Below are 16,139 nucleotides of genomic sequence, written 5' to 3' on the forward strand. Positions count from 1 at the left end.
TTTTTCAATCAGTGGTTTAAATGTGATAGCTAATTTTTTTAATGCGTGTTGCATCTTGAAAAATAATAACGAAAAGGTATTTTTCAACGTTTTTTTATTTTTTTTGTGCCACTACAACATAAGTATCATAAGCATAGGTTTTTCTATCTATCATTTCTAGAATAGTATAACCATTCATAGTAAGATGTAATATCATTTCATCTTTGGTAAAAACTCTAACCGTTGAAAAATCCTCTTGGATGCCATTTTTCACACCATTTTTCTCGATATAATAGGTTGCTTTCCAGTTTAATAAAAAATTATCAAAATCAGTTGGAAACCAATTGGCTATACGACTATAAGTAGCGTCATTAGTTATTACTTTGTGTTCAATATTTTTATTTTGAAGGATGAAAGGAATGTAACGATTGGCATCAATAAAATCGAAAATTAGAATTTTATTATCATTTAAATTCTTGTGGAAATTTTTAAAGGTTTGATTGAGATCATGATTTGAAATGATATAACTAGAGGTTCTTCCAGTCATAATGATGGAATCTACAGGGGAGTTAAGTGCGAATGTTTTCATATCGCCTAAAATTAGCGTCGTATTAGGGCATTTTCTTTTGGCAATTTCTAGCATGTCATTACTGTAATCAACACCTTGATAAGGGAAATTGTTTTGTGAAAATCGTAACGCTAATTGTCCTGTTCCAGCACCTATTTCAACGGTGTTTAGGCAATTGTATTGTTCTAATAAATTTTTATAGAAATTATATTCGGCATCATAATCTATAAAATGTTGATACATAATTTCGTAGATTTCAGCCATTTGTCCTTCATATAATGTAGCCATATTTTTTAGCAATAAAAAAGGCTGATGTTTTTTGCATCAGCCTTTAAGTTTTTAGAATTTGTAATTTACGGATAAATTGAACATTGAACCTAATTGACTGAAATGGTATCCATCATAGGTCATTTGTGAATAACGTTGGTTGAAAGTGATTAAATTTGATGGTGTGTTTGTAACAGTGTGTTTTTGATTTAGAATATCTTCTCCTGTTTTTGTCAAAGCTTTGAATTCCCATTCTGGAAGAATATTAAAAATATTGTTAGCATTGAAAGCTATAGTTATTTTCTGATTTAAATTGAAATTGATGCCTAAATCCGTTACAACTTTTGGTTTAAATTCAGTCATTAAATCTGATTTACCATCTGTATCTTTAGGATCGATTACATATCCAGCATCTAGAATAGTCTTTTCTAAATCTTGCAAACCAGCTTGTTGGTAAGAAGTTTTTCCAAATAGCGTGTTGTTAATTGAGATTCCAAATTTTCCAATATCATAGTTAGTCCCTAAAATCCATTTTGTTTTTGGTCTTGATGTGAAAAGTAAATGTTGTTGAGTAGCGTCTATTACTGATTTTCCAAATTTCACTGGAATTTCATTAGTATTCCAATTTTCAAAAGTATAATTTCCAGATAAGTTAAATCCTAATTCACCACTTCCTACTTTTATGTCTTTAATACCAGCAACTACATCAATACCTCTGGTTCTTGTGTCTAACGCATTGGTGAAAAAGGACAATGTACCTAAGTTTTTACCATTTACAGTTACATCTTTAATCTCGTCACTCAATACGATTCTGTTTTTTACATTAATGTGGTAATAATCAACAGTAAATGTCACATTTTTGAAAGGTTTGAATCCTAATCCTATAGTGTAGTTTTCTGATTCTTCCGCTTTTAATTTCTCGATACCCATTTGTCTTGCTTGTGGCGAAACATTATTAACTAAACCACTTACTTGAATGCCTTGTCCAGGTACAAAACTATATTGAGACTTTTGAGTATAGATTTGATGTAACGAAGGAGCTCTGAAACCTGTAGAAATAGATCCTCTTAAGGTGATTTTATCTTCCCAAAATTTATAACGAGTACTTAATTTTCCTACGAATGCATTTCCAAAGTCACTATAATTTTCCACACGTGCTGTAGCATCAATCAAGAAATCTTTTGTAAAATCTACGGTTGTAGCCACATAGCCTCCAATATTATAACGATTCCATTTTCCTGAATTTTCAGGTCTATTCCCAGCAAATGAATCGGCACCTACACCTTCCCATGAAGCTTTATCCCCTTCAATAACTGTAAAATTTTCAGTTCTGAACTCAGATCCAATAGCGAAACTAATTTTATCGGTTAAGTTTTTGTTGATATCAATATTACCAACAATGTGGTCAAATTTTGTGCCTCCTGGTTTGAATGATATTGGACTATTTTCTAAATATACATTGGCTCCATTTCCATCTGTTATACCAGATCTATTAAATGAGTTATTAACGGTATACTCTTGTGTGTTACCTCCAAAAGTGATACTTAAATCAGTATTCCATCCATTTTTGGTTGATTTTAAACCTAAAGTAGCATTGTAATCGTTAAGATCTCCTTCAAAAGTAGGTACATAACCATCATAGCCTCCAGCAACATTTGCTGGGAAAAGTTGATTTAAAAAAGGATAATCTGCTAATGTCCTCCAATAAGGTGTTCTGTAATTAGCAAATGAGTTTACTTTTTTATACACATAAGCCCCGTTGAAATATAGTTTAGAATTTTCAGAAACTTCTAGCCCTCCATTTAATTCAAATTTACCTGTTGCAGTTTCAGGAGAACCATTAATATTTCCTGCATCTGGATGTCGAAGTAAAAAGCTTTTGACATCATTGATGTTAGCTCCAAAATCGCTCGCTTCCCCTTGCGCATCAACAGTTCCAGGGCGATTCGCTAAAGATACTTTTGAAAAATCTAAAGTATAATTTAAGAAACCTTTTTCATTAAATGCTGTAGTACCGTTGTTTACACTTGCCCCAATCATTTTTCCGTCTCCTTTGCTTGTAATTCCTGTACGAAGTGTTGCTGAGCCTGCGTTAGGGTTGTTTTTTAGTATGATATTCATAACTCCAGCTATAGCATCTGAACCATATTGCGCTGATGCACCATCGCGCAAAATTTCTACTCTTTCAATAGCATCTTGAGGTATTGCAGAAATATCGGCACCTGTTTCACCACGTCCTGGAGAGGTTTGCGTATACAATAAGGCACTCATATTCTTACGCTTACCATTAATTAAGATTAAGGTTCTACTAGGTCCCATATTTCTGATTTCATAGGGGGCTAATAGCGACGTAGCATCATTTACTGGTGTTTGCACCGTGTTGAATGAAGGGATTCGATATTGTAATGCTTTATCAAATGAAGGTTGTCCTGTAGAAGCTAATTCTTTTGATGAAAGTAAATCAATAGGTAGTGGGGTAGTAGTGTTGCTTCGCGGAGCAGTTCTGGATCCTACAACTACAACTTCATCAAGGGATTTTGAATCTTCTTGTAAGGATACATCTAAAGTAATGTTGTTTCCGTTTATGGATACCTCTTTCGTAGTACTTAGGTAGCCTAAATAACTGAATGTGATTTTGTAATCTCCATTGTTTAATGTAAATGTGTAATTTCCATCAAAATCGGTGGTGTTAGCTTTACCATTAGAGATCTTAATGTTAACACCTGGGAGTCCTTGACCCTTATCGTCAGTGATTTTTCCTGTAAGTTTACTTTGAGATATCCCGTAATTGCAGAAGATAAAGCCCAAAAATAAAAATAGAATTTTTTTTATAAAATAATTATTTAGTTGTTGGTTTTGTAAATATGGTAAAATATTTTTAAATATTTAACAATATTTTGTGTTTTTAATATTTTTTTACTGTTATTTTTTGTATTGATTCTAATCTGAATATTTCTAAAAAGCGTATTTTTTGTTTCAATAGAATTACGCTATCTTAGCACCAAATCGATTTTTTACTTATGTTCGAACAAAATCAATACACCGAAGACAATATTCGTTCTCTCGATTGGAAAGAACATATCCGTATGCGACCGGGTATGTATATAGGGAAATTAGGAGACGGTTCATCGCCTGATGATGGTATTTATATCCTTTTGAAAGAGGTGCTCGATAACTGTATCGATGAATTTGTGATGGGAGGGGGTAAGACCATTGAGGTTACCTTGAAAGACCGTTTGGTTACGATACGTGATTATGGTCGTGGAATTCCGCTAGGAAAAGTTGTAGACGTAGTTTCTAAAATGAATACGGGAGGAAAATACGACTCCAAAGCGTTTAAAAAATCGGTAGGTTTAAATGGAGTGGGAACCAAGGCGGTTAATGCACTCTCGACTTTCTTTCGTGTAGAATCTGTAAGAGATAACCAACAAAAAGCCGCTGAGTTTTCAGCAGGTGATTTGACTCTTGAGGAAGAAGTAATTGAAACTACAAAACGACGTGGAACAAAAGTTTCTTTTATTGCTGATGATACAATTTTTAAGCATTACAAGTATCGAAATGAGTATGTGGTTCGTATGCTTAAAAACTATTGTTACCTAAATAAAGGCTTAACGATAGTATATAATGGTGAAAAATTCTTCTCTGAAAATGGGTTGAAAGACCTCCTGGAAGAAACCATTACCGAAGAAGATATGCAATATCCTATCATTCACCTGACTGGGGATGATATCGAAATTGCCATGACGCATAGTAAAACACAGTATTCGGAAGAATATTACTCGTTTGTAAATGGTCAAAATACAACTCAAGGGGGGACACACTTGAGCGCTTTTCGTGAAGCTATTGTTCGTACAATTAAAGAGTTTTACAATAAACCTTTTGACGCTTCTGATATTAGGAAATCCATAGTTTCAGCTATCTCGGTTAAGGTTGAAGAACCCGTTTTTGAATCGCAAACCAAAACTAAATTAGGTTCGACTGATATTGGTCCGAATGGTCCTACAGTTAGAACTTTTGTTAATGATTTTATCAAAACCAATTTAGATAACTTTTTACATAAAAATCCTGAAATTTCCGATTTATTACTTCGTAAAATTCTACAAGCGGAACGCGAACGTAAAGAATTGTCAGGTATTCGTAAGTTGGCTAAAGAACGTGCTAAGAAAGCGAGTTTACATAATAAAAAATTGCGCGACTGTAGGGTGCATCTTACCGATGCAAAAAATGCACGAAGTCTTGAAAGTACGTTGTTTATTACCGAGGGTGACTCGGCTTCTGGTTCGATAACGAAATCGCGTGATGTGAATACACAAGCGGTATTTAGTTTGCGCGGAAAGCCTTTGAATACCTATGGAATGACCAAAAAGATAGTGTATGAAAACGAGGAATTCAATTTGCTTCAAGCCGCATTGAATATCGAAGAAAGCATGGAAGATTTGCGTTACAATAACATTGTAATAGCGACCGATGCCGATGTGGATGGGATGCACATCCGTTTGTTGTTAATTACCTTTTTCTTGCAGTTTTTCCCAGAAATCATCAAAGAGGGACATTTGTATATATTGCAAACGCCTTTGTTTCGCGTGCGTAACAAAAAAGAAACCATTTATTGCTACAGCGATGAGGAAAGACGTAATGCTATTGAGAAGTTAAAACCAAAACCAGAAATCACCCGATTCAAGGGATTAGGAGAGATTTCACCAGATGAATTCAAATATTTTATTGGAGAAGATATTCGTTTAGACCCCGTAATGTTGGACAAAGCGACTTCTATCGAAAAATTATTAGAATTCTATATGGGTAAAAATACTCCTGACCGTCAGGAATTTATTATCAAGAATTTGAAAGTGGAGTTGGATACGGTGGAGGAGTTGACGTCGTAGCACAAAGTCACACAAAGTTTGGCACGAAGTCAAAGAAGTTTTTTAGGTTTAATTTTGAGAAATTTAGTCTTATTACTATTTATTGAGAAAAGGTCACACTAAATCACACTCAGTTAAGCACAAAGTCAATGAAATTAAAAAACTTTGTGAAACATTGTGAAGTACTTTGAGAAACTTCGTGTAACAAAAATATGATTATGCAAGAAGAAAACGATATCAGTAAAATAATTTTAGATTGTGCATACAAAGTACATACAAAATTAGGCTCGGGATTGTTGGAAAAAGTATATCGAGAGTGTTTAGCTTATGAATTAGAAAAATCTGGATTGAATATTAAGCAAGAAAAAGGATTTCCAGTAGTTTATGAAGATATCAAATTTGATTGCGGATATAGAGTAGATATAATTGTAAATGATAAAGTTATTATCGAGTTAAAAGTAGTTGAGGATTTTACAATCGAACATACTGCACAATGTTTAACATATATGCGTTTAGCAGATTGTAGATTGGGCTTACTTTTAAACTTTTATAAAAGATCATTAAAGGAAGGAATAAAAAGATTAGTTATTTAATAACATAGTGAAGCTTTGTGCTAAACTTTGTGAGACTTAGTGAAACTCATTAATGAACAAACAATTAAACAATAAAACATCCCTCAACCCTGAAAATAATTTCTTTCAGGAGGTGATTACTATTGTTAAAAGTTCACAGCAGCAGTTACTACGTACCGTCAATCAAACTTTAGTTATGACTAATTATGAAATTGGTCGGAAAATAGTTGAAGAAGAACAAAAGGGCAATGAACGCGCAGAATATGGCAAATATTTAATCCAATTACTATCTAACAGACTAACACAAGAATTTGGAAAAGGATTTAGTATTCGTAATCTAGAGCAAATGCGCAGGTTTTATCAAGTATTTACAATTCCGCAGACACTGTCTGCGGAATTAGAAAACTCAAAATCCGAATCACTGCCTCGGATTTTTGATATAAAACAAAAAACGCAGACACTGACTGCGCAATTCAAACTTTCTTGGTCACATTATATATTTCTTAGTTCGATGGATGATAAACTAGAGCGCAACTTCTACGAAATAGAATCTATCAAACACAATTGGAGTGTTCGAGAATTAAAACGTCAATACAATTCAGCATTATTTACAAGATTGTCATTGAGCAGAAATAAAGATGAAGTTTTAAAACTTGCACAAGAAGGTCAAATTATCGAAAAACCAAAAGATTTAATAAAAGACCCGTATATATTAGAGTTTTTAGGATTAGCTGAAAAAGCACAATATTCGGAAGAAGAACTTGAAACTGAAATCATAGACAAATTAGAAGCTTTTTTGATGGAATTAGGTCACGGTTTTACCTTTGTGGCGCGTCAAAAAAGAATTTCATTTGATGAAAAACATTTTTATATTGACTTGGTTTTTTATAATCGAATTTTAAAATGTTTTGTACTTATTGATTTGAAAATAGGGGAACTCAAGCATCAAGATTTAGGCCAAATGCAAATGTATGTGAATTATTATGATAGGGAAATGCGTTTGGAAGACGAAAACAAAACCATTGGAATAATTTTATGTCAAAATAAAAGCGATTTATTGGTAGAATATTCATTACCAGAAGAAAATGACCAAATATTCGCTAGCAAATACAAAACAGTGTTGCCAACAGTAGAAGAATTTAAAAAGATAATTTCGTAAGAATGGTTACACAAAGTCACACTAAGTTAAGCACAAAGTCAATGAAATTAAAAAAACTTTGTGAAGTACTTTGAGAAACTTCGTGTAACAAAAATATGATTATGCAAGAAGAAAACGATATCAGTAAAATAATTTTAGACTGTGCTTATAAAGTGCATACAAAATTAGGCTCGGGATTGTTGGAAAAAGTATATCGAGAGTGTTTAGCTTATGAATTAGAAAAATCTGGATTAAATGTTAAACAAGAAAAAGGATTTCCAGTAGTTTATGAAGATATCAAATTTGATTGCGGATATAGAGTAGATATAATTGTAAATGATAAAGTTATTATCGAGTTAAAAGTAGTTGAGGATTTTACAATCGAACATACTGCACAATGTTTAACATATATGCGTTTAGCAGATTGTAGATTGGGCTTACTTTTAAACTTTTATAAAAGATCATTAAAGGAAGGAATAAAAAGATTAGTTATTTAATAACATAGTGAAGCTTTGTGTAGAACTTAGTGCGACTTTGTGACCCTAAATTATGAGCGAAGAAAACGAAAATATAGAAGATTTAACCCCACAAGACGAAAACCAAGCCGAAGAAAATACTTCAGAGGAAAGTCATTTTGAAGGGGAACATTTTTACGACCAGAATGAAGAAAATCCAGAAGCTACCATTACCAAGGTAACGGGAATGTATAAGGATTGGTTCTTGGATTATGCTTCTTACGTAATCTTGGAGCGTGCAGTGCCTGCCATTGAGGATGGATTCAAACCCGTACAGCGTCGTATCATGCACTCCATGAAAGAGTTGGACGACGGGCGTTACAATAAAGTTGCCAATGTGGTAGGACATACCATGCAATACCATCCACACGGTGATGCCAGTATAGGTGATGCCATGGTGCAAATAGGTCAAAAAGACTTGTTGATAGATACCCAAGGAAACTGGGGGAATATACTAACGGGCGATGGCGCAGCGGCATCCCGTTATATCGAGGCACGTTTGAGTAAATTTGCTCTTGAAGTTTTATATTCTCCTAAAATTACCGAGTGGGGATTGTCGTATGATGGTCGTCGTGCAGAACCCATTAATTTGCCCGTGAAATTCCCATTGTTATTAGCACAAGGGGGAGAAGGGATTGCTGTAGGTTTATCTACTAAGATTTTACCCCATAATTTCAACGAGTTAATTGACGCTTCAATTAAAATATTAAAAGGTAAAGCCTTTACGTTATATCCAGATTTTCCAACGGCTGGTATTGCTGATGTATCCAATTATAATGACGGATTGCGAGGCGGTCGCGTACGCGTGCGTGCAAAAGTTTCGCAATTGGATAAGCAAACGTTGGTAATTACGCAAATTCCTTTTTCTACTAATACAACTTCCTTGATTGATAGTATCTTGAAAGCGAATGATAAAGGGAAAATTAAAATCAAGAAAATTGAAGACAATACGGCAGCGGAAGTTGAAATATTGATTCACTTGCCACCTGGTGTTTCTCCAGATAAGACAATCGATGCGTTGTATGCTTTTACGGCTTGTGAAACTTCTATTTCTCCATTGGGCTGTATTATCGAGGACAACAAACCTTTGTTTATTGGGGTTTCTGATATGCTCAGAATGTCCACGCATCGTACTGTCGATTTATTGCGTCAAGAGTTGGAAGTGCAATTAGCAGAATTGGAAACCAAATGGCATTTTTCAACTTTAGAAAAAATATTCATACGTGAAGAAATGTATATTGACTTTAAGTTGTATAGTGATAAAGAGTCGTTATATACCTATATGTACGAGCGTTTTGAACCTTTCAAAAATCTATTGTTGCGTGATATAGTTGATGAGGATTTACAAAAGTTAACGCAAATTCCGATGATTCGTATCACTCGTTTCGACTCGGCCAAAGCAGATGAATTGATTGCTAAATTGGAAGATGAAATTGCACAAATAAAACATCATTTAGAGCATTTGACACTGTTTGCGATAGATTTCTTTGCCCGATTGAAAGAGAAATATGGTAAAGGACGTGAGCGTAAAACTGAAATAAGAAATTTTGAGAATATTGAGGCTACAAAAGTAGTCTTACGTAATACAAAACTCTATGTAAACCGAGAAGAAGGTTTTATAGGTACTGGTTTAAAGAAAGACGAATACGTAGCGGATTGTTCTGATATTGACGATGTAATTTGTTTCTTGCGCAATGGTAAAATGATTATTACTAAAGTGGACGAGAAAAAATTCATTGGCAAAGATATTATCCATATTGCTGTTTTTGATAAAAATGATAAGCGTACCATCTATAACATGATTTACCGCGATGGGAAATCAGGACCATCGTTTATAAAGCGTTTTAATGTTTCGGGGGTAACTCGTGACAAGGAATATGATTTGACCCAAGAAAAAGCAGGTTCACAAGTTTTGTATTTTTCTGCTAATCCTAATGGAGAAGCAGAAACGGTTACGATTTTGTTGCGTCAAGTGGGTAGCGTAAAGAAACTGAAATGGGACGTTGATTTTGCTGAAATTATGATAAAAGGACGTGCTTCTAAAGGAAACACGGTAGCTAAATATCCGATTAAGAAAATTGAGTTAAAAGAAAGAGGTATTTCTACGTTGCGCCCGCGTAAGGTATGGTTTGACGATACGGTGCAACGTTTGAATGTAGATGGAAGAGGAGAGTTGCTAGGCGAGTTCAAACCTAGTGACCGTTTGCTAATTATCCATCAATCGGGTAAGATTAAAACGGTAGTTCCTGAGTTGACTACCCATTTTGAGGATGATATGATAGCGTTAGAAAAATGGAACCCTAAAAAGCCTATTTCAGCTATTTATTTTGATGGTGAAAAAGAACGTTATTTTGTAAAACGTTTCTTAATGGAAAATGAAAACAAAGAAGAACTGTTTATTTCTGAACATGAAAAATCACAGTTAGAAATTGTTTCAACCGATTGGCGTCCAGTGGCAGAAATTGTATTTGCCAAAAAAGGAGGCGTTCAAAAAGAAAATATGATAGTTGATTTGGAACAATTTATTGCTGTAAAAGGAATAAAAGCTCTCGGAAACCAGTTAACAGCCGACAAAATCAAACAGATTAGTATGCTTGAACCATTGCCGTATGAAGAACCTATTGAAGTGCATCCCACAGAAATAGTGCATCAAGATAACGAAACTGGTGATGGAACTGATTTAACAGATTACAATATCACTTTAGAGGATGATGGTCAGATTACTTTGAGTTTAGATTAACAAAAATGGGAAGTTTTAGCTTCCCATTTTTGTTTCAATACTTTTAATAACTTCAACTAATGCGGTTTTAAAATCAAACCATTGCGTATTTTCAGTACGTTTGAACCAAGTCATTTGGCGTTTGGCAAAACGACGCGTATTCATTTTAATTTGGTCAATGGCTTCTTCTAAAGAAACTTTTCCTTCAAAATAATCAAATAATTCGCGATAGCCCACAGTTTGTAAGGCGTTAAGTTCTTTGTGTGGTAAAAGTGTTTTAACTTCTTCCAATAAGCCTTGTTGCATCATCAAGTCAACTCTAAGGTTAATGCGTTCATACATCAACGTACGGTCTGCTTCTAAACCTATAATTATAGGCGTGAAGTTGCGTGGATTTTTGCGTTTGCCTAAAAAACTAGAGTAAGGTTGCCCTGAACCGATACAAACTTCTACAAAACGTTTCATACGTTGTGGGTTTTGAAGCGTTTGTGGATTTTCGCTCGCTATTTTTTGATAATAATCAGGGTCTAATTTTTTTAAATTATCTTGAAGATAGGAGATGCCTAATTCATCATATTTGCTGTTAACGGTTTCACGTACAGAAGCATCAATGTCAGGAAATTCATCAAAACCTTTTAAAACGGCATCTACATACAGACCACTACCGCCCACAAGTACTTGAATGTTATTTTTTTGGAATAATTGCTCAAGCTTTTCTAAGGCTTCAACTTCATAATCACCAACTGAGTAACTTTCAAAAATGGATTTGTTTTGGATAAAATGATGCGGTGCTTGTGCTAATTCTTCCTGCGAAGGCACAGCCGTTCCGATACACATTTCCTTAAAAAACTGACGGCTATCACAAGAAATAATCTCGGAACCAAAATGATTAGCTAGTTGAATAGCCAAAACGGTTTTGCCAATAGCTGTAGGACCTATAATGGTAATCAAATAATTTTGTGCCATTAGATTGTTTTTAATTTATCAAAATCGTTACTAGTAAGGAGTTGTATATTTTGGGTGATTTTTGCAATATCCCAATGCCACCATTGCTTTTCTAATAAAAGGTCAATAACTTCGTTAGAGAAGCGTTTGCGGATTAATTGCGCGGGATTTCCCCCTACAATAGTGTAGGGCGCAACGTCTCTAGTTACTGTGGCGTTAGTCGCAATAATGGCGCCATCGCCTATAGTAACGCCAGCCATAATCGTGGCATTATGCCCTATCCAAACATCGTTGCCTATTACGGTGTCGCCTTTAGTAGGATACGATTTGCCTTCCATAGCGTCTTGCCAATCGTGTCCAAAAATAGCAAACGGATAAGCCGAAATGGCTTCCGTGAGATGATTAGCTCCATTCATAATGAATTTGACTCCTGATGCAAGCATGCAAAATTTACCAATGATTAATTTATCACCTGTAAAATCAAAGTGATATTTGACGTTCTTTTCAAAATTTTCCACATCGTCAAAATCATCATAATAGGTATAATCGCCCACTATGATATTAGGATTTTGAATGATATTTTTTAAAAAACAAAGTTTGTTATATCCGTTTAATGGAAAGGGATTGTTTTTATCTGGAATATTGAACATGTTTTGAATTTAGTTTGTAGTAAAACGTAAACGGTACTTAATGTTAATACTTTACAAGCTTCAACATCTTCTTTTTATTGATATAATGCTGAATAATATTACGACTGTCACGAGTGTTTTGCATCGGAACAAGAATGTTTTTTAATATTTGTAAGGTATTGATTTGATGGTTTAAATCGTAAAAACAATAGCCTTTGTAAATCCCGTTTTCAATGACCACCGCACTTCTTTCTTCTAAAGTTCGACCTTTATCAACAATCACCATAGTATTATTATGGAATTGATGGTTGCTGATGAATTCATTCACACGCAAGTTGTAGGCATCAGGTGCTTCTTTTTGGATACAAGCACCAAAACATTGTTTAATGTCATACTGAAAACAGCTTTTTTTAGTATCGTACAAGCCGTTAATTTTCTGACACAATTGGTATTTTTCTGTAATTTGGAACAAGGCATTTTTGCCTTCCAGTTGACTGCTGAAAGAAGTGATTTCTTTTTTGCGACCATCAGCTTTCAACACTTTCAAGGCTAGATAGTCTTGGGAGTCCTTTTCAGCATACAGCGCCCATGGGAAAATGGTTTTACGTTGGGCTCTGTTATAAATGGGTTTGTTTATCTTAATTTCCTCGCTTTCTTTCAAAAGGGCAATCAATTCACTGCCTGTTTCTTCAAAAGTAACAGCATAGACTTCTTTTTGTATTTTCTTGCTTTTTTTAGAAGTACCAGTAAAATGTTGGTTGACCCTTTTTTTGATATTTTTACTTTTACCTATATAAATCAAGTCGCCTTTTTCATTATGAATATAGTAAATACCCGTTTTAGAGGGTAAAGCTTCTACAATATCCAATAATTTAGGCGTCATCCCCGATTTGATTTCGGTTTTTACAAAACTTCTGACAATATCTTTTTCAATATCTTTAGCTAAAAGAAGTTTGAACAAGCGCACGGTAGCCATAGCATCACCACTGGCACGATGTCTGTCGGCTACAGGAATGCCTAAACTACGAACCAACTTACCTAAACTATACGAGGGCAAATCAGGAAGTAATTTTTTAGACAATTCTACGGTGCAAAGCGTTTGTTTTTGGAAGTCAAATCCTAATCTTCGGAATTCTGTTTTTATCACTCGATAATCAAAGGATGCATTGTGAGCCACAATAATGCAACCATCTGTGATTTCGATAATACGTTTGGCGATTTCGTAAAATTTAGGAGCACTGCGCAACATGGCGTTGTTGATGCCCGTAAGTTTAACCACAAAGGGTTGAATCGGAATTTCGGGATTAACCAAGCTGATAAATTGGTCAACGATCTCATGCCCATCAAATTTATAGATGGCTATTTCGGTAATACCTTCTTCGTTGTATTGACCGCCCGTGGTTTCTATGTCGAGTATGCAGTACAAGCCCCGTAATCCCCAAAGGGGGAATATTTATAAGTTAATAATTCGTGACAAATATACATAATCTATTTCGTTCCCCCTTTGGGGGTTAGGGGGCTTTTTTTTTATCTAACCCCAAAAATACTACTTCCAATGCGAACCATGGTACTCCCGCAATCGATAGCTAGCTGATAATCACCACTCATTCCCATAGAAAGGGTTTGCAGATAACAATTTTCAGTTTTCACAGCTTTGTGTTTGTCAAACAAAGATTTCAACTCTAAAAATTCTTTTTTTATTTGGTTTTGGTCCTCAGAAAAGGAAGCCATTCCCATCAAACCAATAATTCTAATGTTTTGTAACGAATTTTCATTTTGCACTAAGTGAAGAATTTCTTCTAGTTCCGTTTCATTTAAACCAAATTTTGTTTCCTCCTCAGCGATATAAATTTGTAATAAACAATCAATGATACGGTTGTTTTTTTGCGCTTGTTTGTTGATTTCTTGCAATAATTTTAAGCTATCTACACCATGAATCAAACTCACGAAAGGCGCCATATATTTTACCTTGTTAGTTTGTACATGACCTATCATGTGCCATTGGATATCTTTTGGCATTTGCTCCCATTTTTCCGTCATTTCTTGGATTTTGTTTTCACCAAAAATGCGTTGTCCAGCTTGGTAAGCTTCCATTAAGTCACTTACGGGTTTGGTTTTTGAAACTGCAACCAACGTAACGTGTGATGGTAGAGAGGATTTTATGTTGTTGAGGTTATGTTGGATTGACATTTTAATTGCTATTGAAAATTTTTAAAATTTCTTGTTTTATTAGATGTTGTAAAAAGCGAAACAAATATAGAATATTACAATTTTAATTAGAAACAATTTGTTTTTGAAAATTGAAAGTAAAACCTTTTTTCTAAAATAAATTAGAAGTTTTATTTCAAATAAAGCTATATTATATTTAGTTTTTATTAAAAAATGTATATTTGAGCAATAATACTAATGAAATGATAACTACTGAAAAAACGACTGCTTTAGAACACTATTTTGAAGAATTTAGAGCTAACATTGTGGGCTTAAATCAAGAATTTGATACCCCTTTTGGTCGTAAAAAAATTATTTATACCGATTGGACCGCTTCAGGTCGATTATACCGACCTATTGAAGAAAAAATAATTAACGATTTTGGACCTTTTGTAGCTAATACACATACTGAAACTACTGTATCAGGTACGGCTATGACGATGGCTTATCATGAGGCTAGACATATTATTAAAAATCATGTACATGCCGATGAAAATGATGTGCTGATTACCGATGGAACTGGTATGACTGGGGTTGTTAATAAATTTCAACGAATTTTAGGTTTGCGTGTTTCTGAAAATTTAAAGGAGTACACGGCTATACCGAAAGAACTGAAACCCGTTGTTTTTGTTTCACATATGGAGCATCATTCAAATCAGACTTCATGGTTAGAAACAATTGCGGATGTTGTTGTAATTCCTGCCGATGCTGAAGGTTTGTTTTGTTTAGAGAATTTTAAAAAAATAGTAGAACAATACAAAGAAAGAAGTTTTAAAATTGCTTCCATTACTTCTTGTTCTAATGTAACTGGTATAAAGACCCCTTACCATGAAGTAGCTAAGATTATTCATGCATATGGGGGCGTTTGTTTTGTAGATTTTGCTTGTTCGGGACCTTATGTCACTATCAATATGCATCCTGAAGATAAGGACGCCTATTTGGATGCCATTTTCTTTTCACCACACAAATTTCTTGGTGGACCTGGAACTTCAGGTGTGCTTGTTTTTAATAAAAATTTGTATAAAAATAATGTGCCGGACTGTCCTGGTGGTGGAACTGTTTCTTGGACTAATCCATGGGGCGAACACAAATATATTGACAATATAGAGGATCGCGAAGATGGGGGAACGCCAGGATTTTTGCAAGTTATAAAAACAGCTTTAGCGATTCAACTGAAAGAAAAGATGGGGGTGGCGAACATTTTAGAGCGCGAACACGAAATTGTAAATTATATTTTCGAAAGATTAGCACCTCAAACAAATGTCAATATCCTAGCGGGTCAGCACACAAATAGGTTAGGCGTAATTTCTTTTTACATTGATAGTTTACATTATAATTTAGGTGTAAAATTATTGAATGACCGATTTGGGATTCAAACCCGCGGTGGATGTAGTTGCGCAGGAACTTATGGACATTATTTACTGCATGTTGACCAAGATACTTCCAATGCGATTACTTGTAATATCGATTCAGGAATTTTGACAGAAAAACCTGGATGGATCAGAATGTCAATACATCCTACAACAACTAATGATGAGATTGCGTATGTATGTGATGCTATTATTGCTTTAGCAGAAAATTTTTCCGAATGGGGACAGGAATATGATTATAATGCCAAGACCAATGAATATGTACACAAAGAGGCTTTAAATAATGAAAAGGAATTGGTTTTAAGCTGGTTTAAAATTTAGTGAATCAATATATTAAAAAAAAACTGTTCTTTTGGACAGTTTTTTT

At 34.4% G+C, this 16,139-nt stretch carries 12 protein-coding genes; 6 read left to right on the forward strand and 6 right to left on the reverse strand.

Going from position 1 to position 16,139, the window contains the following annotated elements; translation table 11 throughout:
* Positions 1–94: 94 nt before the first annotated feature.
* Both ACQY29_RS10415 and ACQY29_RS10420 read right to left on the reverse strand, forming a co-directional pair.
* Positions 95–835 (reverse strand): class I SAM-dependent DNA methyltransferase, encoded by a 741-nt coding sequence (locus ACQY29_RS10415; RefSeq protein WP_428225119.1) that lies wholly within the window; start codon positions 833–835, stop codon positions 95–97.
* Positions 836–886: 51 nt separating this feature from the next.
* Positions 887–3,622, reverse strand: coding sequence for a TonB-dependent receptor (locus ACQY29_RS10420; RefSeq protein ID WP_428225120.1), 2,736 nt, complete (start codon positions 3,620–3,622; stop codon positions 887–889).
* A 212-nt stretch (positions 3,623–3,834) separates the two neighbouring features.
* Here ACQY29_RS10420 and ACQY29_RS10425 point away from each other — a divergent pair, with 212 nt between their 5' ends.
* The 5 genes from ACQY29_RS10425 to ACQY29_RS10445 all read left to right on the forward strand — a co-directional run bounded on the left by ACQY29_RS10425 (position 3,835) and on the right by ACQY29_RS10445 (position 10,641).
* Complete coding sequence (locus ACQY29_RS10425) at positions 3,835–5,697, forward strand: DNA topoisomerase IV subunit B (RefSeq protein WP_428225121.1); 1,863 nt, start codon at positions 3,835–3,837, stop codon at positions 5,695–5,697.
* Positions 5,698–5,894: 197 nt separating this feature from the next.
* Entirely contained in the window at positions 5,895–6,269 is a 375-nt protein-coding gene (locus ACQY29_RS10430) for a GxxExxY protein (RefSeq protein WP_428225122.1), read from the forward strand.
* Positions 6,270–6,321: 52 nt separating this feature from the next.
* Positions 6,322–7,407 carry a PDDEXK nuclease domain-containing protein gene (locus ACQY29_RS10435; protein WP_428225123.1) on the forward strand — a complete coding sequence of 362 codons (1,086 nt, stop codon included), beginning with the start codon at positions 6,322–6,324 and terminating at the stop codon, positions 7,405–7,407.
* 101 nt (positions 7,408–7,508) lie between these two features.
* Positions 7,509–7,883 (forward strand): GxxExxY protein, encoded by a 375-nt coding sequence (locus tag ACQY29_RS10440; RefSeq protein ID WP_428225124.1) that lies wholly within the window; start codon positions 7,509–7,511, stop codon positions 7,881–7,883.
* 52 nt (positions 7,884–7,935) lie between these two features.
* Positions 7,936–10,641 carry a DNA gyrase/topoisomerase IV subunit A gene (locus ACQY29_RS10445; RefSeq protein ID WP_428225125.1) on the forward strand — a complete coding sequence of 902 codons (2,706 nt, stop codon included), beginning with the start codon at positions 7,936–7,938 and terminating at the stop codon, positions 10,639–10,641.
* Positions 10,642–10,656: 15 nt separating this feature from the next.
* Here ACQY29_RS10445 and miaA read toward each other — a convergent pair whose 3' ends face one another.
* From miaA to ACQY29_RS10465, 4 genes are all read right to left on the reverse strand, one after another.
* Positions 10,657–11,586: a tRNA (adenosine(37)-N6)-dimethylallyltransferase MiaA gene (miaA, locus tag ACQY29_RS10450; protein ID WP_428225126.1), complete on the reverse strand. Its 930-nt coding sequence runs from the start codon at positions 11,584–11,586 to the stop codon at positions 10,657–10,659.
* Positions 11,586–12,215, reverse strand: coding sequence for a CatB-related O-acetyltransferase (locus ACQY29_RS10455; RefSeq protein ID WP_428225127.1), 630 nt, complete (start codon positions 12,213–12,215; stop codon positions 11,586–11,588). The genes miaA and ACQY29_RS10455 overlap by 1 nt, the downstream gene beginning before the upstream one ends.
* A gap of 43 nt (positions 12,216–12,258) precedes the next feature.
* Complete coding sequence (locus tag ACQY29_RS10460; RefSeq protein WP_428225128.1) at positions 12,259–13,620, reverse strand: exonuclease domain-containing protein; 1,362 nt, start codon at positions 13,618–13,620, stop codon at positions 12,259–12,261.
* 101 nt (positions 13,621–13,721) lie between these two features.
* Positions 13,722–14,384 carry a YggS family pyridoxal phosphate-dependent enzyme gene (locus ACQY29_RS10465; protein ID WP_428225129.1) on the reverse strand — a complete coding sequence of 221 codons (663 nt, stop codon included), beginning with the start codon at positions 14,382–14,384 and terminating at the stop codon, positions 13,722–13,724.
* A 221-nt stretch (positions 14,385–14,605) separates the two neighbouring features.
* On the opposite strand from ACQY29_RS10465, the gene ACQY29_RS10470 reads away from it, so the two are divergent.
* Positions 14,606–16,093 carry an aminotransferase class V-fold PLP-dependent enzyme gene (locus tag ACQY29_RS10470; RefSeq protein WP_428225906.1) on the forward strand — a complete coding sequence of 496 codons (1,488 nt, stop codon included), beginning with the start codon at positions 14,606–14,608 and terminating at the stop codon, positions 16,091–16,093.
* Positions 16,094–16,139 lie beyond the last annotated feature (46 nt).

The organism is Flavobacterium sp. (assembly GCF_965262375.1).
Classification (GTDB): Bacteria; Bacteroidota; Bacteroidia; order Flavobacteriales; family Flavobacteriaceae; genus Flavobacterium.